This window comes from Bartonella sp. AC70YNML, assembly GCF_042196545.1.
GTDB lineage: Bacteria > Pseudomonadota > Alphaproteobacteria > Rhizobiales > Rhizobiaceae > Bartonella.
This window is the reverse complement of record NZ_JBHIQK010000001.1, coordinates 125,952-147,898: the sequence shown is the minus strand read 5'-3', so window position 1 is coordinate 147,898 and position 21,947 is coordinate 125,952. Positions and strand designations below refer to the sequence as shown.

Genomic DNA, 21,947 nt, shown 5'->3' with positions numbered 1-21,947 from the left:
ATAATGAAAGATCAATAGTCTTTCTGTAATATAAAAATAATTGATTCTCTACTATACAATGTTTGTGAATGTATTTTCTTCTAAAGTAGAATGCAGAAAATTAGAGATTAAGGTGCTCACTAAGTTTTATAAAAAATAGACATATTTCTTATAACAATGTGATCTATGCAGACAGAATAATAAAATGTACGAATATTATTCAATTGGAAAATTAACACGTGAGTTTTCAATAATAGCTCGAACTTTGCTATGAAGAAGAGGGACTTCTTATCCCTTTTCGGTTTGCAAATACACGGCTTTATACATAAACGGGTCGTCATAAGTTAAAACAAATCCTGTGTACTAAAAGAGTTAAATTTTCGTTGTCTGAAATATCTGATATTTTGACAATGGTTGGAAAACCACCTGATAATGAGAAAAAGCTTAAGAAATTAATTGCAGGAATTCATAAAAAACGAACTGATTTAAAGCAGATGCAGCATGATGTTGATGATCTTCTACAGGATTTAGAACGAATTGAGGAGAGTTTTTTGAGAGCTTAGCGGAGTTGGTGGTTAGACATTGATTATAAATTTATTTTGTCTTCTTTTAGACAAATTTCTTTCTCTTAAAAGAGATAGATTATACTATCTCTAAGGGGAATATTTACCACTGCGTGAAATGTGTAAGTCATTTAAAGAAATAGAGTGTTTGAAAAAGCTGCAAAGGTATTTCGCAGTATATTATCCTTGATAAGAAAAAACTATTTTTCATAAAGAAAGTAAAAACAATGACAGTTTCTCCTATGAGTGTTTTTCAATCTATATTGTCACGAAAGTCAATTCGCGCTTTTACTGATCAGCCAGTTAGTTTGGAAACAATCAAAGAAATCTTAAAACTTGCAGCACGTGCACCATCTGGAACAAATATTCAGCCATGGCAAGTGATTGTGCTTACAGGAAGTGTATTACAGAAAGTAGGGCAAGAGCTTTCACAACTTGTGCTTTCAGGTGTAAAAGGAGAGCGTGAATATAGTTATTATCCACGTCAGTGGCGTGAGCCTTATATTTCAAGGCGTCGAAAAGTTGGTTTGGATCTTTATCAGAGTCTTGGAATTCAAAAAGGAGATGAAGAAAAAATGCTTCATCAAAAAGCACGAAATTTTTTATTTTTTGATGCACCTGTAGGACTCTTATTTACAATGGATCACGACATGGAAATAGGGAGTTGGCTTGATTTGGGTATGTTTATGCAGACCATTATGTTAGCAGCACGTGGATTTGGATTGGATACCTGTCCCCAAGCAGCTTTTGCTGATTATCATAAACAAATTCGTACGCTTTTATCTGTACCTTCTGATCGGAATATTATCTGTGGTATGGCACTTGGTTATCGCGATATGAGTGCTCCAGAAAACAATTTTGAGACAGAACGAGAACCGTTAGAAAACTTTGTACGTTTCATCGAAGCATGTCCATAAAATATTTTATATCATTAAGCATATACTTTGAAGAACTTGGTGCATTATGAAAAATATGCTTGGTAGAATTTTTTCATTCTTATTAAATTATGATGTTGCATATTAACACTTATTTTACTACGTTCGAAACATTAAGAGAGTGATGACTCTAAGGGCATTGTTCGTTTTGAAGGTTGGCTAATGGAAAACACTATAGAAAGAGGGTGTTGGGTGGTAGCAAGACGAGCAACATTCGTGTTTATTGCTATCATTTTTTTACTCTATCTCGCAATTTGATTTTAAACAGGACAAACGTTATAGAAAAGCGTATACTCAGACCATATTGGAGTTTTGAGGTGGTTCGTGTTTTTATCTGTTTTTGAACTTTTTAAAATTGGTATTGGTCCTTCTAGCTCACATACGATGGGGCCGATGACAGCGGCTAATATGTTTTTGCAAAGGATACGAGATTTTTCTCAGTTATCTGATAACCAAGTTTCTCGTATACGTGTTTATCTTTATGGTTCTTTAGCTTTCACAGGTATTGGTCATGCGACAGATAGAGCTATCATATTAGGACTTTTAGGAGAAAAAGCGTCTACTGTTGATCCTGATAGCATGGGATTCCTGTTAGAAAAAGTTATACGTGAAAAAAAAGTGCAACCAGAAGGCCATCCCGTTTATCAGTTTGATTTGCAACGTGATCTTATTTTTGAACGAAAGGAAATTCTCCCTGGTCATACGAATGGACTAGCATTTGAAGGGTTTGATACTGATGGGAATGTTCTTTTGCGGCAGATTTATTATTCTATTGGTGGTGGCTTTGTTGTAACTGAGGATGAATTAAGACACATGAATGGTAATATAGAATCAGAAGTGTCTGAGGTGCCATATCCATTTGATTCTGCTCGTACAATGTTATCAATGGCAGAAAAATCAGGATTTTCAATTGCTGAAATGAAACGCTTAAATGAAGAAATAAAAATAGAGCGTTCTTCTCTTGATGCTGGGCTTGATGAAATTTTTTCAGCGATGACAAATTGCATTAATAGAGGTCTTTCACAAGAAGGTGAGTTGCCTGGTGGATTACGTATTCCAAGGCGTGCTAAAAAACTGCATGATACACTTTTGGAAAATCAAAAGAAAAATTGCAATTATCCACTTTTTGCAAATGATTGGCTTTCGGTATATGCTATAGCAGTCAATGAAGAAAATGCAGCAGGTGGTCGTATTGTTACAGCACCAACAAATGGGGCTGCTGGTGTTGTCCCAGCCGTTTTGCGTTACTATCTTCAGTTTAATGATGGTTCAGATCGAAAGGGAATACATAATTTTCTATTAACGGCAGCAGCTATTGGCGGTGTTATCAAACATAATGCCTCTATTTCTGGTGCAGAAGTTGGGTGTCAAGGTGAAGTTGGAACGGCATCTTCAATGGCTGCAGCAGGGTTAACCGCGGCGTTAGGTGGAACACCAGCTCAAATTGAAAATGCAGCGGAAATTGCGCTTGAACATCATTTAGGAATGACGTGTGATCCTGTTGCAGGTCTTGTACAAGTTCCTTGTATTGAGCGTAATGCAATGGGGGCTGTTAAGGCGGTAACGGCTTCTTCTCTTGCATTACATGGTAATGGAGATCATTTTGTTTCTCTTGATGCTTGTATAGAAACAATGCGCCAGACTGGTCATGATATGAGTGAACGCTATAAAGAGACAAGTAAAGGCGGTCTTGCAGTCAATGCGATATCTTGTTAAGAGCTGGAACATTTTTCAATCCATAACTGGACTTTTGGGAGAGAGATCGTATTTCCTAATAAAGCTTATGTTTTTTGTTCCTTATAAATCAAAGTTCCACTTTAATGCAGCAGTAGTTTGAAATAAATCTGAGATCATTCAGTGTTTTCTTAACGAATAATAGGTGTTGCATGCAAGCTTGGAGGGGAGAGTGTTGTGCATCTGTTTGATTTGTCTCTAAAGTGGGGAAAAAGTGTAATTTGGAAAAAATAAGAAAGCGTAAAGTAAAGTTAGTGATCAATCTGCCATTATTTTTAGCTGGGTTTTATGGCTTTAAAAAGTTTCCATAGCCATATATCTTTTAAGTAATGGAAGATTATGCCTGAGTATCCAAGGAAAATTTGTTTTAAATCTGAATAATTATGATGAAGAGAGTAGAGTTTTAAAGACTTTAATTTTTTAAAAGTGAAGTTTTTTCTACCTAGTATGGTAAAAAATGCCTTGAAAAAAAACACTAATTTACAATAATTAAGAGATATATTGGAAATATCTTTTTTATTTATAAATTTTTTACCGACAAAAAAATTAAAATAAATAATAACGTATACATTAAGAAATATTTATAAAAATTCTCATGAGAATAGAATGCACACAATAGAACATTATCGTGTTACGCGTTCGTGAGTTCGTTTTAAAAAAATATCTCTCAACGCTCCCAAGCTCATTTCACGATGGCACCTGTGAATGATATAACAGTAAATCCATTGAGCTGTCCCCATCTTTATGCTTAATAAAAAGAGTACGCTGGCATGGTTGCACACTTTGCCAGAGCCGCCCCTCTGTACAGGGACAAAGCTCTTGGCATTTGAAACGGTTCATTATAGGCATTTTTAGTCTTTTTGGTACAGTTTCACGCTACACACTAATCTCGCTCATAACATGCAAGAGACGGTTTTGATTGATTCAACATAAACAGATTTTTAATGAGAGAATCTTACGATATTCGAGATTCTCATCTAACATGCAAAATAATTAATTATCTTTATAAATCAGTATCTTGCATATGAATAATATAATGTAAGTTTTCCATGGATGGTATAAAATCTATAGAGTATTAGCATTTTTATTTATAAAGAGAGAAAACCAACACTATCATCCTTTTTTAAATAGTTTATATGCCAATTTTTCTCGTGATGAGCAAGCGAGCGATTTTGACTGATTCAATATAAGAAGTAAAATAAGAGCATTTTACGAAAATCTCTTATTCAATATGCAAAAAATAAATTATAATTATAAATTAAAATCTTATGGAAATCGTTATTATAATATTTAATCTGATAATTTGTTTACGTTTTTTCATCGATAGTATTTGTATTTTCCAATTTTCTGTGCCTTTTGACATAAATACAAGTAAGAGGAGTGAGATTGTTTTTTTACAGCGTTTATGTTGTATGGGGAGCGTTATTAAGAGAGATTTTCTTTATTGAACTTTTACAATAATCCCATCAAATGATAAGCTTTCATCTAATGAAGCTATTCATTTTTTCCAGAAAGATATCAAGGACAATTTTTTATATTAAATCCAAAAAGTGGAAAAATATTGGGTATTTTTATGTCATTAACAATGTTTTTATTAAAAGCTTGGAGATATTGGATAGTTGGAAAAGCTGTCAGAAAAATTCAACAATTTAAGAAAAAAGTATGTTTATCAAAAGGTTTTCTAAGGCTGTAGATAATGGTTAATAATAAAATAATTTTTTAGAGAGGGTCTGTAGAATTAAATATTTGTTGCTCCTAAACGGATTTTAATAGGCACATTACCAGTTTGGCTCGCAACGCGTAAATGAATGCGTACAGGAGGCATTATGAGACGACGGTTGCGCATTGTTTGGCAAATGAGAAGGTTAACAAGAGACTGTGTATCTAATGCTGTCGAATTATATTTTAAACCAGTAAGTTTTGCGGCAGCGTCGTGAAGAGAACGCAATGAAAGGAGGGATGATTGCTTCAATAAAATTTCTTTTTTATGGAATGAAGCAAAAGCATTATCTGTCATAATACTATCCTTAACGCAGAATTCAAAAATTTTTAGTAGGCTACAGTATAGCAGTTAAAATTTGCTTTCTTTAATGTAGAGCAAGCATCAAATGCAGCTTTTTTTGATTGAAACCCTGTAAAGCGTGCTCGGTAATAACGCCGCCCACTTTTTTCAAACAGTTGCATGTGTGAAGATGCATGCTTTAAAGTAGAAAAAGCTATATTTTTTGCTTTTAAAAGTAGAGTTTTTGCTTGTTCTTCACTAGGAAGAGAACCAATTTGGATAGCCCATCCGGCATTTTCGGACAAAGAGACTGTTACAATTTTATGAGTCTCAGCTGGTATAGTTTTTTGAGGATTCGGTATTGGTATAATTACCTTATTTACAGCCGTTATTGCGATATTGGAGTTTTTAGGTTGTTCTGCAAATGCTGTCAACATAGTCGAAATTTCATCGTCAAAATTACTTGAATCAGCTTTAATGGTCGGTATAGGAGTATTGGCCCCAGTGGGTAAGTGATAGCGTACAGAAGCTATTAAACGTTCACCACTTTTCATTTGGCTTGCTTTGGGCAAATATTGATTCAATAAGCTAGCCATATGCTCGTCACGTGCAGTAGATGATTTACCTCCCATAACAACAGCGACAATAGAGCGCCCCTCAAGACGCATCGAAGTTGCTAAATTAGAACCTGACATTTGTGTGTAGCCTGTTTTAATTCCATCGACACCTTTCATTATTTTAACAAGTTTATTGTGGCTGTTAATTTTATGTCCACGGAAATTAAAACTTTTTGTTTTGAACAATTTATATTGTTTGGGAAAATGTTTACGTAAAGCTAATGATAAAGTCGCTATATCTCGTGCTGTAGAATAATTGTGCACATCCGGAAGTCCTGAAGCATTTGCAAAATGTGTATGTTTCATGCCAAGTTTACGGGCTTTTACTGTCATCATTTGAGCGAATTTTTTTTCACTACCTCCAAGATATTCTGCAATGGCAGCAGCAACATCATTTGCGGATCTTGTAATGAGTGCTTTAGCTGCTGATTCTGCAGAAATTGTTTGGCCTGCTTTAAATCCAATTTTTGTCGGTGGACGCATTGCTGCATAATGTGAAACAGGAATTGGTGTATTTGGTGTCACACGACGCATCTGCATAGCTTCAAAGAGGAGGTACAATGTCATCATTTTTGTTAAAGAAGCAGGATAACGTTTCAGTGTTGCATTGGCTTGAAATAGAGTTTTTCCCGTAGTAGCATCTATAACAATAGCCGCATACTTATCAGGATAGGCCCCTTGAGGTGTGGCGGATGCCCAACAGTAAGAAAAAGCTAACATAACAAAAGAAATTGCTATTGTTTTACAGTAGCGCATAATTTTTTGATAATTAATATACACTTGCAGTATCCTATTTCTCCATTTATCCTAAAAAACTTCTATAAAGCTTCCTTTTCTGTAATTTATTGATGCAGTTTAGACGAATGGTATTACTAATTTGTTTACAGAAGTTATTTTATGAGTGAGCGATTGAAGTCTAACCATAGAGGAAATTTTTTTTCTAATACAAACAGGTATTGCAATAGTTATGAAAGAATTTAAAATTAATAAAAATGTGCTGCATGGAAAACGATAATGGGACAGATGCTCATAATAAACTCTATAGCTCGTATTATGCATAATGAAAAGGGCAAGAATTGGGATGAAGGTAGGCATGGTGCGGTTATAATGCCTAAGGCTAGAGAAAAACTTGAAAAACCTAAATTATGTCGCGTTTTTTTGCTTAATGATGATTACACACCTATGGATTTTGTTGTTTTCGTTTTGAAGAACTTTTTTAAAAAAAGTTTCGAAGAGGCAACGCGGATAATGTTAAATGTTCATCACAATGGGATAGGAGAATGTGGGACTTATACTTATGAAGTCGCTGAAATGAAAATATTACAAGTGAGGGAATGTGCGCGTCAAAATGAACATCCGTTACAATGTGTAATGGAATGGAAGTGAGGAGCTATGCCATCTTTTACACCTAGTCTTGAAGAGGTTTTGCATCGTGCATTAACAATTGCTACTCAAGCACGCCATGAATATGCAACACTAGAGCATCTTCTACTTGCGCTGTTAGATGATGCCGATGCAAATTCCGTTATTCAGGCTTGCCAAGTAGATGTGGAGGAATTGCGAGAGCGCTTAACCAATTATCTTCGCTCAGAGTTAGATGAACAGATTAGAGCTGATGAGGATACAAAGCCTACAGCTTTTTTCCAGCGTGTTATCCAACGTGCGGTGATTCATGCACAATCGGCTGGAAAAGATGAAGTATCGGGGGCAAATGTTCTTGTTGCAATTTTTTCTGAACGTGAAAGCCATGCAGCATATTTTCTTCAAGAGATGGGAATGACACGCTATGATGCTGTACGTTTTATTTCACAGGGTGTCACGCGTGATGATGGGTTATCCATGTTACTTGAAGGACTTGAAGAGCAATTAGATCAGCAGATTTCGGATAATGGTGAAAGAGGAACAAGTGCTTTAACGAATTATTGTGTTGATCTCAATTGTAAAGCACGTAATGGAAAAATTGATTTATTAATTGGCCGTGAAATAGAAATTTCACGCATGATTCAGGTTTTATGTCGAAGGTCAAAAAATAATCCGCTTTTGGTTGGTGATCCTGGAGTGGGGAAAACCGCTATAATTGAGGGATTGGCAAAGCGCATTGTTGATGGGCAAGTGCCTGAAGTTTTATCAAATGCAACAATATTTTCTCTTGATATGGGGGGACTTGTTGCAGGTACACGTTATCGCGGTGATTTTGAAGAACGCTTAAAGCAAGTTATTAAAGAGTTTGAGCTATATCCAGATGCTATTTTATTTATTGATGAAATTCATACCTTAATTGGAGCAGGAGCGACATTAGGGGGAAATATGGATGCAGCAAATCTTTTGAAACCTGTATTATCTTCTGGAACTATGCGATGTATTGGTTCGACGACTTACAGAGAATATCGCAAATTCTTTGAACAAGATCGTGCTTTAGAGCGTCGTTTTCAGAAGATTGATATTAATGAACCTTCTGTTACAGATGCGATTAAGATTTTGCAGGGGATGAAGCCTTATTTTGAAGATTTTCATCAGATTAAATATACAGATCAGGCGATGAAGGCATCTGTAGAATTATCTTCACGTTATATAATTGACCGTAGGTTACCTGACAAAGCAATTGATATTATTGATGAAAGTGGAGCAGCGCAAAAGCTTTTGCCACAAAAACAACGCAAGAAGAGTATAGGTGTTAAAGAAATTGAAGCGACTGTTGCTACAATTGCAAGAATTCCACCAAAAACAATTTCCCGGAATGATCAGAAGATACTGAGTAAGCTTGAAAGAGAACTCAAACATGTTGTTTATGGTCAAGATCAGGCAATTTCCGTCTTAGTTTCATCCATAAAATTGGCGCGAGCAGGTTTACGCGAACCGGATAAACCAATAGGGAGTTATTTATTTTCAGGACCAACAGGTGTAGGAAAAACTGAAGTTGCAAAACAGCTTGCATCATCTTTAGGCATTGAATTATTGCGTTTTGATATGTCAGAATATATGGAACGGCATACGATAGCACGTTTAATCGGAGCACCTCCAGGTTATATAGGGTTTGATCAAGGAGGTCTCCTTACAGATGCCGTTGATCAGAAACCTCACGCAGTTCTATTGCTAGATGAGATTGAGAAAGCGCATCCAGAGTTATTTAATATTTTATTGCAGGTAATGGATTATGGTAGATTAACAGACCATAATGGTAAGAAAATTGATTTCCGCAATGTTATTTTGATTATGACAACCAATGCTGGTGCTTCAGATATGGCAAAATCAGCTATTGGATTTGGGAAAGTACATCGTGATGGTGAGGATATAGAAGCAATCAATCGACTCTTTACACCAGAATTTCGTAATCGGTTAGATGCAATTATTCCGTTTGCACCTTTATCTCATTTAATCATCAATCAGATAGTGCAAAAATTTATTTTTCAGCTTGAAGCACAATTAGCTGATCGGGGAATTTGTTTTGAATTAAGCCCTTCTGCAACTTTATGGCTTTCTAATAAAGGATATGATTCTCAGATGGGAGCACGCCCATTAGGGCGTGTTATACAAGAATATATTAAAAAGCCATTAGCTGATGAAATTTTATTTGGAAAGTTACGCAATGGTGGTACCGTTCGCGTATTGACACAAAAATCAAATGGTAAAAAAGAAAGCTTACAGTTAGAAATTTCATCTTCCGATATATCTGTAAGTTCAAAGAAAAGTAAAATGGAAAACTTTACAAAAAAACGTTTAGGAAAAAAAAGCACAACAACTTAAGAGTGTGTTATAAAGCTGCACGGATTTTTTTTGCATTCTCTTCAAGTATTTCTGGAGGCGTTACCATATCATTATGAGGGGTAAGCTCTATTCCCTCCATACGTGGTATAATATGAAAATGAAGGTGATAGACGGTTTGTTGACTAGCTGCTTCATTAAATTGCATGACAGTTATGCCATCTGCTTGAAAGGCTTTTTTGACAGCATTTGCAATTTTTTGAACAGCTTTAATAACAGGAAATAATGTTTCAGGATCTGCATCAAGTAAGTTTCTAGAGCCTTTTTTAGGAATGACCAGCGTATGACCTGGTGCCTGTGGCATGATATCCATAAATCCAATAACATCATCATCTTCGTAGACACGAACAGAAGGGATTTCATTGCGAATCAATTTAGCAAAAATATTATTATTGTCATAAGCTTGTTTCATACAAATATTTCCTTTTATCGTAAGTTTAAGATTCTAATTTAAAAACGAAAAAATGCAAGGTTTATCAGAGTGTAAGACAAAGAAGTACTTTGACTTCAGTTATATTTAGGATAATGCACTGTCTTAATGAAGGTTTAGATTTCTATGATGGCTTCAACTTCTACAGGAACATCCATAGGAAGAGAGGCAACACCAATAGCAGAACGGGCGTGTTTTCCAATTTCACCAAGGATATTGACGAATAAATTAGAAGCTCCATTGGCAACAAAAGGAATATCGGTAAAATGAGAATCTACAGCCACAAAAACAGTAATTTTGACCACACGTTTTATTTTATTTAAGTCACCCAGAGTTGCCTTGAGTTGCGCGAGAATATTGAGAGCGCAAGCTTCAGATGCTTTTTGGGCTTGTTCGGTATTCACAGTTGCACCAACTTTACCGATAGCTATAGGTTTTCCATTAATAAGAGGGAGTTGTCCAGAAATAAAGAGTTGATTGCCACTTTGTGAAGTGGTGATGTAATTGGCAAGGGGGGAGATTACTTCAGGAAGAGTGATTCCGAATTTTTCTAAGTTTTTTTCAATCATATTGGTCATAATTTTAACTCCATAGCTGCTTTATAATATATTCATTGCATAATCTATTTTTTGATTTAAGAAAATGTGTGGTTAATTGAGAAATTAGCCTTTTTTGCCTTATTGTATGATGTTATGCAACGGGGATAAAGTTCGGAAGTTGGGAATGATTAGATCATTATTTATAATAATTTTATATATTGTTTTTTTATGTACTGCGAGAGCTGAAGAGCCCATTTTTATTGTGCCTCATCGAGCAATTTATGATTTTCATCTCGATAGTGTTTCTCATGAAATGACAATTTCTGCGATGTCAGGACGAATGGTTTACGAGCTCACTGGTTCGGCATGCCAGGGCTATAGCACACGTTTTCGTTTCATTAGCCGTGTTCACATTGAAGATATGCCAGTACGTTTGACGGATCAACAGACGACGAGTTATGAAACAGGAGACAGCCGTACATTTCGTTTTAATATTACAGATCAAGAGGGAGAAGAGGTTGTGCATCGTGCCGAGGGGGTTGCGGAGCGTACGCAAGATGGTATTACAGTTACCTTAAAAAAGCCAAAGGGAAAAGAGTATAAGCTTGCAATGGCTGAATTTCCAATGATGCAACTAAAAAATATTATCCGCCATGCAAAAGCAGGAGATCATTTTTACAATGTTACTGTATTTGATGGGACAAATAAAGCAGATAAAGTTATAAAAGAAAGTATCGTCATAGGGGAAAAGAAAACGCTTTTATCTGATAGCGAAACGGAAAAAGTAAGAAAATTGGATGAAGAAGAATATTGGCCTGTTACAATTTCTTATTTTGATGATGGAGAAAATAAAGATGGTTTGCCGGTTTATCGTAGCAGTTTTCTCTTACATGAGAATGGTGTCATGCGAGATCTTCATATAGATTATGGAACTTTTTCAGTGCGTGCAAAATTGAACAGTCTCGAATTCTTGGAACTTGGAAAAGATCTTAATCAATGTGAAAATGCAAATATTAAATGATTAAAGAAAATAACTTGAAAAAGAATCAAATATTAGTATGTTTGCGCTATTCCACACGCGGAGTCTGGGTGTTTGCAAATGATCTCTGAGAAACTTCTAGCAAGCATCCGCCGGTAGCAGGTCTTCCTGCTTTTTCCGCGGAGGTTGAACCGGAAAGGATAAGATTTATGGCACTACCCGATTTTACTATGCACCAGCTTTTAGAAGCCGGTGTGCATTTTGGTCACCAGACTCATCGCTGGAATCCCAAAATGACTCCCTATATTTATGGTCAGCGTAATAATATCCATATTATTGACCTTGCTCAGACCGTTCCACTTTTACATCAAGCACTTAAACTTGTTTCAGATACTGTAGCGCGTGGTGGTCGTATTCTCTTTGTTGGTACGAAACGACAAGCATCTGACATTATCGCTGATGCGGCCAATCGTTCTGCCCAATATTACGTTAATGCGCGTTGGCTTGGTGGCATGCTCACAAATTGGAAAACGATTTCCAATTCAATACATCGTTTGCGTAAGCTTGACAAAATTCTTGCCGCTGAAGCACAAGGCTTTACCAAAAAAGAACGTTTAAATCTCGAACGTGATCGTGAAAAGCTTAATCGTGCGCTTGGTGGTATTAAAGATATGGGTTCTGTTCCAGATCTTATATTTGTTATCGATACAAATAAAGAAAATATTGCACTCCAAGAAGCAAAGCGTTTGGGTATTCCTGTAATTGCTATTATTGATACCAATTGTGATCCCGATGACGTGACACATCCAATACCAGGTAATGACGATGCTTCACGTGCAATTTCTCTTTATTGCGATCTTTTTGCCCGTGCTGCTCTTGATGGTATTGCACGCCAGCAAGGAGCAATGGGTATCGATTTAGGAGCTCAAGTTGATGCACCTATGGAGCCTATTTTGGAAGAAAATGCAGTTTCAGAGGTTTCTGAATAATATAAAATGCCTAATTAAGGTACTTTTATTGTCTAAAGAAGAAGTTATAGGCGTGCAGAGGGATTTTGCACGCTTTCACTGTTACAAAATAAAGAGGCAAATATGAGCATTACTGCTGCACAAGTAAAAGAACTTCGAGAACTATCTGGCGCTGGTATGATGGACTGTAAAGCCGCCCTAGCAGAGACCAATGGTGATATGGAAGCTGCTGTTGATTGGCTTCGTAAAAAAGGAATAGCTAAAGCAGATAAAAAGGCTGGTCGTACAGCAGCTGAGGGATTAATCGGAGTCGTATCAAAAGATTCACATGCAGTTTTGGTTGAGATTAATTCTGAAACAGATTTTGTTGCACGCAATGATGGATTCCAAGACATCGTGCGTAAAGTAGCAACTGCTGCCTTAGATACGTCAGGGGATGTTGAATCTGTTTCTGTTTCTCTTTATCCAGGTTCTGAGAAGACTGTAGAGCTTACAATTAAAGATGCAATTGGCACAATTGGCGAAAATATGACATTTCGTCGTTCCGCTAAATTGTCTGTTGAGAATGGTGTTGTTGCGACTTATATACACAATAGTGTGGCTGATGGGCTTGGAAAACTTGGTGTTTTGGTTGCGATTGAAACAACAGGAAATAAAGAGGCTGCTCTTGCTTTTGGTCGGCAGGTCGCGATGCATATTGCGGCAACCAATCCATTAGCACTTACAGCACAAGGTGTTGATGCTTCTGCTGTTGAACGTGAAAAAGCAATTTTTTCAGATCAAGCACGTCAGTCTGGAAAGCCTGAAAATATCATTGAAAAAATGGTAGAAGGGCGTATGCGTAAATTTTTTGAAGAGGTTGTTTTGCTTTCACAGGCTTTTGTTATGAATCCTGATATGACTGTTGAGGCAGCTTTAAAGGACGCTGAGAAATCAATTGGTGCACCAGCAAAAATCACAGGCTTTATTCGTTTTGCACTAGGTGAAGGTGTAGAAAAAGAGGAGTCTGATTTTGCTGCAGAGGTTGCTGCTGCTGTAAAAGGCTAGTTATTGCAAACTCTTGATCAGAGATTTAAAGTCATATCATTGATTGTAGAATCTCTGAGGGGAACAGTGTAATTGTTGAGAGGGCGTCACGTGAAAAAAGTGGTGCCCTTCGTGATGTCAAAAGCAAAAAGTAAATGGGCTTTTGGGGAGATTATTAATGGCATTAGCACTTCCGTATAAACGTATTCTTTTAAAGGCTTCTGGTGAAGCTCTTATGGGAGGGCAGAATTTTGGCATTGATGTTTCTGTTGTAGACCGTATTGCCGCTGATATTGCAGAAGTGCGCGCAATGGGGATAGAGGTTGCGGTTGTGATAGGTGGGGGAAATATTTTTCGTGGCGTTGCTGTTGCTTCGCATGGTGGAGAGCGAGTGACAGGTGATCATATGGGAATGCTTGCAACGGCTATTAACTCTTTAGCATTGCGAACATCATTGACAAAATTAGGCGTTGAAACGGTTGTACTCTCTGCGATTGCTATGCCACAAATTTGTGAAAGTTTCTCGCAACGTAAAGCAATAGCTTATATGAATCAGGGAAAAGTTGTTATTTTTGCAGGGGGTACAGGAAATCCATTTTTTACCACTGATTCTGCTGCCACTTTACGTGCAGCAGAAATTGGTGCGGATGTCCTTCTTAAAGGAACACAAGTTGATGGTATTTATTCAGCAGATCCAAAAATAGACCCTACGGCTAAGCGTTTTGACCAATTAACACATATTGAAGTTTTGCAATGGGGATTATCTGTTATGGATTCAACGGCGGTCACTTTAGCACGTGAGAACAATGTACCGATTATTGTGTACTCCATTCATGAAAAAGGCGGTTTGGCTAAGGTTTTGAATGGAACAGGACGCTTTACAATAGTATCGGAATAAGGATAAGCTTCAAAGAACAATTGAAGGAGACAGAAATATGAATGTTACATCAATTATGGATGATCTGAAACGTCGCATGGATGGTGCTATTACGGCTTTTAAACATGAATTAGGTGGTTTGCGGACTGGACGTGCATCGGCCAGTTTATTAGAACCGTTGACCGTTGAATCTTATGGTTCTGTTGTGCATATAAATCAAGTTGCTAATATTTCTGTTCCTGAACCTCGGATGCTTTCTGTTTCTGTATGGGATAAAACGATGGTCGGAGCTGTAGAGCGCGCTATTCGCGATTCTGGTCTTGGTTTAAATCCCATAACTGATGGTACGAATTTACGTATTCCTTTGCCTGAGTTGAATGAAGAGCGCCGTAAAGAACTTGTAAAAATTGCGCATCACTATGCAGAGCAAGCGCGTGTTGCTACACGTCATGTTCGTCGGGATGGTCTGGACAATTTGAAAAAGTTAGAAAAAGATGGTGAAATTGGACAAGATGAAGCCCATAGTTTGTCTGAGAAAGTTCAAAAACTCACAGATGAAACTATTGCTGATATTGATAAAATTTTAGCCGTAAAAGAATCTGAAATTATGCACGTTTAAGACGATTTTGTCGCTAGAAAAAGGATGTTATATTCCCAGCCTGTAAATTGTTTCTAGGGATAATTGTAGGGCGTGGTGTGCTCTGTGGTAGCAAGGTGTTATGCAGGAAGGTATTCTATCATTTTGATATGGGAGAGACTGATTTGAAAGGGCAGATGTTTTTATTTTTTAGTCTGCGTGGTAAATCATGCCCTTTGGTGGGAGACACTATTTAACAGCATGGTGCGGTTTTTTAGTTGAACACGTCTTTGTTAAAATGCATAATGAAAGCATTATTAGAAATTATTCAAATATTCTAAGATGAAGGTTGGGGAAAGAATATAATGAAAAAAACAAGCCTAACCTTTCTCTTATTTCTCATTATAAAACATGTGAGTATAATTGATCAAGCAGATGTTATGTGGCGTAATTCGTTTTTTAATGACGAATAGTTGATAGAAAAGTGTTTTTATACGAAACCTATATTAGTTAATTTGTATGGGGCAGAGGTAACTGCTTTTTTATTTTATATTTGAGAAAATATTAAAAAAATATTTTATAATTTTGACGGAGATTTTTGAAGCTGTTTTCATTGATTATTAGTTTCATAAGCGCTATCTTAGTAGACTGAATTATTTATGATAAATTATAAGAGAAATTATACAAGTATGAGATAAAAATACTGCGTAGGGGAGTTTTTCTTGCGTTAATTTTAGAGCTTGTATTTTCTATTTTTATTGTTTGGATGTTGTTTTGTCTAATTTGGTTTATCGTATTCTGACAGCTTTTGTTTTTGGCATTATTGCGTTGTATCTAACATGGTTGGGAGGAAATTTCTTTTTTTTATTTGTATGGTGTATTGGCGGTTTTGTTCTTTATGAGTGGATGAGTATTACTAAAGAGAAATGGTGTATTTTACAAAAAATATTAGCAAGTATCTTTTATTTAATCTTTGGCTTTTTTTTAGTGTTGAGTGTATCTGCTTCATTGATTTTTTGTGTTTTAATCGTTTTAGCTACAGTGTTAGCTATTATATCTATAAAAAAGAGTGGTTGGGTTTTTTGTGGTTTTTTATATGCCTCTTTTCCTGTTGTTGCTTTATGCTTTCTACGGGATCATGAACTGTTGGGGTTCCAAGTTGTTATTTTCTTATTTACGATAGTGTGGGGAACAGATATTGGTGGTTATTTTATCGGACGTGCATTAGGGGGCCCTAAATTAGCACCACAATTTTCTCCTAATAAAACATGGTCAGGAGCACTTGGTGGTACATTTGTCGGAGTTTTCGGTGGTATATGGGTTGCTTTTGGATTTTTTGATATAAATTTAGCCAGTTTTTTTGTGCCACTCCTTACACTTGTTTTGTCAATTGTTTCACAATTGAGTGATTTAGGGCAATCATGGCTCAAAAGACGGTTTTCTGTTAAAGATTCTAGTTCTTTATTGCCTGGACATGGTGGTTTTATGGATCGTATAGATGGATTGGTAGGGGCAGCTTTTCTTCTTTATTTAATTGGTTCATTTATGTCTGATATGGATGCGCCTTTTAATCTTTTTAGTATGATCTAATTGGGAGAAGATAGTTTGGAGCTTTTAAATCATATCGTCACTATGGGTGATTTTCTTTTAAGAAGTTTGAGTATTCTTTTCATCATTATGATTATCATTTTTGTGCACGAATTTGGGCACTATCTCATTGGTCGGTTGTGTGGTATTAAGGCGTTAATTTTTTCGCTTGGATTTGGACCAGAAATAGCGAGTTATACAGATAAGCATGGCACGAAGTGGCGTTTAGCACTTATCCCCTTAGGAGGTTATGTAAAATTTGTTGGGGATGAGGAAAAAATCGATACGGAATCATCCCAATCATCTCTGATTGTTGATGGTTCATTTGCTAGTGCGCATGCTTGGAAAAAAGCAGCAACTGTTTTTGCCGGTCCTTTTTTCAATGCTCTTTTTACTGTTGTTATTCTAACATTTTTTTTCTTTATCTATGGTCGTGTAGCCATTGAGCCCGTTGTTGGTTCATTGGTAAAAGATAGCCCTGCTCTTCAATCCGGTTTGGAATTAGGTGATCGTTTTGTTGAAATGGATGGACGACGGGTTGAAAGCTTTGAAGATTTGATGAATTATGTAGCTTTTCACGGAAGAGAACCCATAGAGTTTAAAATAGAACGCATGGGGCGAGTCTTTACAACGATGATTACCCCAAAAGTCGTTGAGCGAGATGATGGATTTGGTAATCGAACACGAAGTGCTATGATAGGTGTAGGTGTTCCTGTTGATTTAAATAATCCTGCACATTTAGATCCAACTTATATAAAACATATTCGCTATGGTTTTGTAACAGCTGTAAGAAAAGCTTCAGATCGTACTGTGTTTATCGCCACTCAAACTGTTCTTTTTATGAGTCGTTTAATAGGAGGCAAAGAGGATCATTGTCGGCTAAGTGGACCTTCTAAAACCGTTAAAATTGCTTGGAAAGTGAGCGAGACAGGTTTTATCTCTTTGTTGAATTTGGCAGCTTTTCTTTCAATAAGTGTTGGGCTTATTAACCTTTTTCCGATTCTACCGCTTGACGGTGGGCATCTTTTATTGCATGTCATTGAGGTCATTACTGGGAGGAAAATATCTGCTAAAATTCAGGGAATCTTTTTTCGTTTAGGTTTTTCCATTCTTCTCCTTTTTATGATCTTTGTCTTTTTTAATGATTATTTTTGTTGGTTTAGCTAATTAAATTATGGAAAATGCTTTATAAATTAAGTAATAATAGCAAAAACAAATTGAAGGTTGTTTACCATGTCTACAAAATGTTGTGGCGTTGTACATTATAATGAGTAATTAAGGAATGAAAAGTCTCGCTGTAAAAAGGTTGTTATGGCAGTTAGCTTTTTAAGGCATCATGTCCAAGGAACGAGAGTAAGGTAAAAAAGCCAATGACTACGAATTCAAAGTTTTTAAATGCAGCATCTGTATTGGTGTTAAAGATGGGGATGATTGCCCCTGCAACGGTTTTTATGTCAATTGCTGCGGTCGGAGAAATACAAGCGTCTGTAGTCCGCTCTATTGAGGTTCGTGGGAATAAGTTTGTAAGTTCTCAGGCGATTCGAGACAATATGGGGATTAAGGTTGGGCAAGGTGTTTCCAGTGGTGATGTTGATAGTGCTGTGAAGAACCTTTTCGAATTGGGTTTATTTTATGATGTTAAAATAAATCCGGTGGGTGATAAATTGGTTGTATTCGTAAAAGAATATGAGGTTGTCAATCAAATATTGTTTCAAGGAAATAAATCTTTTAAAGACCCAGATCTTAAGCGGTTTATTTCTTTAAAACCGAATGAGCCTTTTAATTCTGCTAAGCTTTCTGCTGATATAAATACAATTCGTGAGGCTTATAAAACTCTTGGTCGTAATAATATCACTGTTAACGTTCAAACGATTAACCTTGGAAAAGGGCGGGTTAATGTGGTATTTAATGTCGTTGAAGGGAAAAAAACAAAGATTGGTGATATTACTTTTAAGGGAAATAATGTCTTTGGAAGTCGCCGTTTGCGTGATGTGATTTCAACAAAAACTTCAGGAATTTTTTCGAAGTTGTTGGGAGGTGATGTTTATAGTGAAGAGCGCCTCGCTGTTGATGAAGAAGCTTTACGTCGCTTTTATTATAACCGTGGTTATGCAGATTTTCGTGTAGTCTCTTCTAAAGCAACTTTTGATGCAGCAAGCAATACGTATAAAATTTCTTTTGTTCTTGATGAAGGGGCGCGTTATAAAATTAGTGATATTCAAGTTGAAAGTGATGTTGATGGAATTGACGTTCAATCTGTAAAAAGGATGCTTAAAACCCAGCCAGGTAATGTTTATAGTGCAGAAGATATTGAACAGTCTGTTGCAACTATTAATAACAAAGTTGCTGATTCGGGATATGCTTTTGCTAAAGTTGAACCGCGGGGAAATCGTAATTTAGCAAATCATACAATTTCAATTTTATATAATATTGAACAGGGTACACGTGCTTATATTCAGCGTATTGATATACGTGGTAATGAGAAAACGCGTGATTATGTCATTCGTCGTGAGATTGATTTGAATGAAGGAGATGCCTACAATCAAACTTTATTACAGCGGGCAAAACGTCGTCTAGAAAGTTTAGGTTTTTTCAAAGCCGTTAATATTTCAATGGTTCCTACCGAGCAATCTGACCAAGTTGTTTTGGTGATAGATGTCGTTGAAGCCTCAACAGGAGATCTCTCTCTTTCAGGGGGGTATACAACGGGGGGAACAAGTCCTGGTATGTCACTTGAAGTTTCTGTTACTGAACGTAATCTTGGGGGACGTGGTCAATATGTTCGTTTAGGATTAGGTGCGGGGCAAGAAAAATCTCGTAATTATAATTTATCATTTGTTGATCCTTATTTCTTAGGGTATCGTTTATCTGCTGGCGTTGATGTTTTTCGTAGTACTTATCGTGCTGATAAAGCCTATGATGTACGGCAGACAGGTGGATCACTGCGGTTTTCGTTACCTATTAATAATCAATTATCTGCTAATGTAGCTTATTCTTATGTGCAGGAAGAATATGATTTTGGCGGAGAGTATGATTTTGACAAAGAGAGTGACATAATAGAATTATATGGGAAATATTCTGGTGCGATTGTTCAAGCTGCAAAACACAGCCCTTGGAAACGTTCATCAATTAGTTATGGTTTCACCTATAATACGATTGATGATATGAGATCCCCCCATGATGGGTGGTATGTGCATCTGCTTCAGGAATATGCAGGGCTTGGTGGGAGTGCAAAGTTCTTGAAGACCACGGGTAAGGCGATGATGTACAAGACTCTTTCTGACCAGAAGGATATTGTTGGTTTGCTTTCCTTTGGGGGTGGTTATATCCACGGAATGGGTCGAGATGGTGTTCGTATTTTCGATATGTTTAAGGCGAATACTGATATAATCAGAGGGTTCAAATATAATGGGATAGGCCCACGTCAGGTTTCCAATAAGGGTGAAGTTTATTTCTTAGGGGGAACAACATATATGAATGCGACTGCTGAAGTACAGTTTCCTATTCCTGTTGTGCCTGAAGGATTTGGGTTGCGCGGTGCTTTATTTGCGGATATTGCCACGCTTTATGGTAATAATTATAAGGCAGTTTTTAAAGGTGAGCCGCCTGTTACCAATACCAAAAGTGCTTGGCGCTCATCTGCAGGTGTGAGTTTGATGTGGGATTCTCCGTTTGGTCCTTTGCGTTTTGATTATGCTTGGCCAATAATGAAGCAGGAGGGGGATCGTGTGCAGCAATTAAACTTTGGTATTTCTACAAAGTTCTGATTTGAGCGATTTTAAGAAGGAAAAACTTGAAGAGAATAGCTTAAGCTGGGAGAGAAAGTGTTTTGATGGCGGATACATTTTTTTTTACGCCGTCCCGACGATTGACAGTTGCAAATGCTGCTGAGTTGACGGGTGCAAAGCTTCTTAATCCAGAGTTTTCTCATAAAGTTATCAATACTCTTTCTTCACTTGAGAGTGCTGTGGAGGGTTCGCTTGTTTTTGTAGAGCATCGGAAGTTTTCTGATGCTTTGCTGGATAGTTCTGCTGTTGCTGTTTTGTGTACGAATGAGATTGTTTTTAAAGTTCCCGAAACTATGGCAATTTTGGTGACATCCACACCACAGCGTGACTTTGCTCAGATTGGTCGTATTTTGTTTCCAGATTCTGTTAAGCCAATACCTTGGTTGGGGAAGAAGGGGATTTCATCGCATGCGCATATTCATCCAACGGCTAAGTTGGCGCATGATGTGTGTATTGAAGCGGGAGCTGTTATTGGTAAAAATGTTGAGATTGGTGCAGGAACTCTTATCTCATCCACAGCTGTTATCGGTGAAAATTGCCGTATTGGATGTGACTGCTATATTGCTCCTAAGGTAACAGTTCAGTGTTCTATAATAGGTGATAAGGTTCAGCTTTATCCTGGTGTTTGCATTGGGCAAGATGGTTTTGGTTATGTTGGGGGCGTTTCTGGAATCGAGAAAATTCCACAGCTTGGTCGCGTTATTATTGAGGATGGTGTAGAAGTTGGTGCGAACACGACAATTGATCGTGGAACATTTCAAGATACTGTTATTGGTGAAGGAAGCAAGATTGATAATCTTGTACAAATTGCCCACAATGTAAAAATTGGTCGCTATTGTCTTATTGCCGCTCAATGTGGCATTGCGGGAAGTACATCTATAGGGGATATGTCTCAGCTTGGTGGAAGTGTGGGAGTAGCTGATCACATCATAATAGGTAAATCTGTTCAGATTGCTGCTCGTAGTGGTGTTATGAATGACATTCCGGATGGCGAAAAATGGGGAGGTAGTCCAGCGCGACCATTTAAACAATGGTTTCGTGAAGTAGCGGCGTTGCGCAGTATGGGAAAAGTTAAAAAGGAGAAACGCTGATATGATCAGCAGTGAAAAAACTAAAAACTTAGAGGCTGTCGATATTGAAAAACTATTATCAATATTACCGCACCGTTATCCATTTTTATTAATTGATCGTATCGTTGATATTGATGGTGAACAAGAAGCGATTGGTATTAAAAATATAACGATTAACGAGCCACATTTTACAGGACATTTTCCCTCAAAGCCTGTTATGCCTGGAGTTTTGATTTTAGAAGCTATGGCACAAACGGCAGGAGCAATAGCACTTTTAAATTTAGGCAATAAGCAAACAAATTTAGTTTACCTTATGACGGTTGATAATGCGAAATTTCGTAAGCCGGTTATGCCTGGTGATCAGCTCAAGATTCATGTTCAGCTTTTGAAAAAAAGATCTGGTATGAGACGTTTTTCATGTGTTGCAAAAGTAGAAGATGTCCGCGTCGCTGAAGCAGAAATTGCTGCGATGATTGTTGAAAAAGAATAAACGATATTTGATAGGAATTTAAAA

At 36.9% G+C, this 21,947-nt stretch carries 19 protein-coding genes; 15 read left to right on the top strand and 4 right to left on the bottom strand.

Annotated features, from left to right (window positions below; translation table 11 throughout):
* Positions 1 to 362: 362 nt before the first annotated feature.
* The 3 genes from ACFIMU_RS00765 to ACFIMU_RS00755 all read left to right on the top strand — a co-directional run bounded on the left by ACFIMU_RS00765 (position 363) and on the right by ACFIMU_RS00755 (position 3,193).
* Positions 363 to 542, top strand: a complete 180-nt coding sequence (locus ACFIMU_RS00765; protein ID WP_375607226.1) for a hypothetical protein — start codon at positions 363 to 365, stop codon at positions 540 to 542.
* 227 nt (positions 543 to 769) lie between these two features.
* A complete protein-coding gene (locus ACFIMU_RS00760; protein WP_375607225.1) occupies positions 770 to 1,459 on the top strand; it encodes a nitroreductase in 690 nt (229 codons plus the stop codon).
* Positions 1,460 to 1,801: 342 nt separating this feature from the next.
* Positions 1,802 to 3,193, top strand: a complete 1,392-nt coding sequence (locus ACFIMU_RS00755; RefSeq protein ID WP_375695479.1) for an L-serine ammonia-lyase — start codon at positions 1,802 to 1,804, stop codon at positions 3,191 to 3,193.
* Between the two features lie 1,756 nt (positions 3,194 to 4,949).
* Here ACFIMU_RS00755 and ACFIMU_RS00750 read toward each other — a convergent pair.
* The gene (locus ACFIMU_RS00750) at positions 4,950 to 5,228 is read right to left on the bottom strand and encodes a hypothetical protein (protein WP_273790659.1); all 279 of its coding nucleotides are present in this window, start codon (positions 5,226 to 5,228) and stop codon (positions 4,950 to 4,952) included.
* 32 nt (positions 5,229 to 5,260) lie between these two features.
* Complete coding sequence (locus ACFIMU_RS00745) at positions 5,261 to 6,610, bottom strand: D-alanyl-D-alanine carboxypeptidase (RefSeq protein ID WP_375607223.1); 1,350 nt, start codon at positions 6,608 to 6,610, stop codon at positions 5,261 to 5,263.
* 234 nt (positions 6,611 to 6,844) lie between these two features.
* Here ACFIMU_RS00745 and clpS point away from each other — a divergent pair, with 234 nt between their 5' ends.
* Together clpS and clpA are read left to right on the top strand one after the other, a co-directional pair.
* Positions 6,845 to 7,216, top strand: coding sequence for an ATP-dependent Clp protease adapter ClpS (gene clpS / locus ACFIMU_RS00740; RefSeq protein WP_375607222.1), 372 nt, complete (start codon positions 6,845 to 6,847; stop codon positions 7,214 to 7,216).
* A gap of 6 nt (positions 7,217 to 7,222) precedes the next feature.
* Positions 7,223 to 9,574, top strand: a complete 2,352-nt coding sequence (gene clpA / locus ACFIMU_RS00735) for an ATP-dependent Clp protease ATP-binding subunit ClpA (protein WP_375695786.1) — start codon at positions 7,223 to 7,225, stop codon at positions 9,572 to 9,574.
* A 7-nt stretch (positions 9,575 to 9,581) separates the two neighbouring features.
* On the opposite strand, the gene ACFIMU_RS00730 is transcribed toward clpA, so the two are convergent.
* Complete coding sequence (locus ACFIMU_RS00730) at positions 9,582 to 10,004, bottom strand: HIT family protein (protein ID WP_375607220.1); 423 nt, start codon at positions 10,002 to 10,004, stop codon at positions 9,582 to 9,584.
* Positions 10,005 to 10,138: 134 nt separating this feature from the next.
* Positions 10,139 to 10,600, bottom strand: a complete 462-nt coding sequence (locus tag ACFIMU_RS00725) for a RidA family protein (RefSeq protein WP_375607219.1) — start codon at positions 10,598 to 10,600, stop codon at positions 10,139 to 10,141.
* 145 nt (positions 10,601 to 10,745) lie between these two features.
* On the opposite strand from ACFIMU_RS00725, the gene ACFIMU_RS00720 reads away from it, so the two are divergent.
* The 10 genes from ACFIMU_RS00720 (at position 10,746) to fabZ (ending at position 21,923) form a co-directional block, all read left to right on the top strand.
* Positions 10,746 to 11,582 carry a cell envelope integrity EipB family protein gene (locus ACFIMU_RS00720; protein WP_375607218.1) on the top strand — a complete coding sequence of 279 codons (837 nt, stop codon included), beginning with the start codon at positions 10,746 to 10,748 and terminating at the stop codon, positions 11,580 to 11,582.
* A gap of 167 nt (positions 11,583 to 11,749) precedes the next feature.
* Positions 11,750 to 12,529 (top strand): 30S ribosomal protein S2, encoded by a 780-nt coding sequence (gene rpsB / locus ACFIMU_RS00715; RefSeq protein ID WP_375607217.1) that lies wholly within the window; start codon positions 11,750 to 11,752, stop codon positions 12,527 to 12,529.
* Between the two features lie 102 nt (positions 12,530 to 12,631).
* Positions 12,632 to 13,555, top strand: coding sequence for a translation elongation factor Ts (gene tsf, locus ACFIMU_RS00710; protein ID WP_375607216.1), 924 nt, complete (start codon positions 12,632 to 12,634; stop codon positions 13,553 to 13,555).
* Between the two features lie 157 nt (positions 13,556 to 13,712).
* Positions 13,713 to 14,432 (top strand): UMP kinase, encoded by a 720-nt coding sequence (gene pyrH, locus ACFIMU_RS00705; RefSeq protein ID WP_375696737.1) that lies wholly within the window; start codon positions 13,713 to 13,715, stop codon positions 14,430 to 14,432.
* 37 nt (positions 14,433 to 14,469) lie between these two features.
* Entirely contained in the window at positions 14,470 to 15,030 is a 561-nt protein-coding gene (gene frr, locus ACFIMU_RS00700) for a ribosome recycling factor (RefSeq protein ID WP_273790667.1), read from the top strand.
* A gap of 732 nt (positions 15,031 to 15,762) precedes the next feature.
* Entirely contained in the window at positions 15,763 to 16,578 is an 816-nt protein-coding gene (locus ACFIMU_RS00695) for a phosphatidate cytidylyltransferase (protein ID WP_375607214.1), read from the top strand.
* Between the two features lie 15 nt (positions 16,579 to 16,593).
* Positions 16,594 to 17,742 carry an RIP metalloprotease gene (locus ACFIMU_RS00690; protein WP_375607213.1) on the top strand — a complete coding sequence of 383 codons (1,149 nt, stop codon included), beginning with the start codon at positions 16,594 to 16,596 and terminating at the stop codon, positions 17,740 to 17,742.
* 203 nt (positions 17,743 to 17,945) lie between these two features.
* A complete protein-coding gene (gene bamA, locus ACFIMU_RS00685) occupies positions 17,946 to 20,342 on the top strand; it encodes an outer membrane protein assembly factor BamA (protein ID WP_375607212.1) in 2,397 nt (798 codons plus the stop codon).
* 65 nt (positions 20,343 to 20,407) lie between these two features.
* Complete coding sequence (gene lpxD / locus ACFIMU_RS00680) at positions 20,408 to 21,454, top strand: UDP-3-O-(3-hydroxymyristoyl)glucosamine N-acyltransferase (protein WP_375614674.1); 1,047 nt, start codon at positions 20,408 to 20,410, stop codon at positions 21,452 to 21,454.
* Between the two features lies 1 nt (position 21,455).
* Entirely contained in the window at positions 21,456 to 21,923 is a 468-nt protein-coding gene (gene fabZ / locus ACFIMU_RS00675) for a 3-hydroxyacyl-ACP dehydratase FabZ (protein WP_375607210.1), read from the top strand.
* Positions 21,924 to 21,947: the final 24 nt, after the last annotated feature.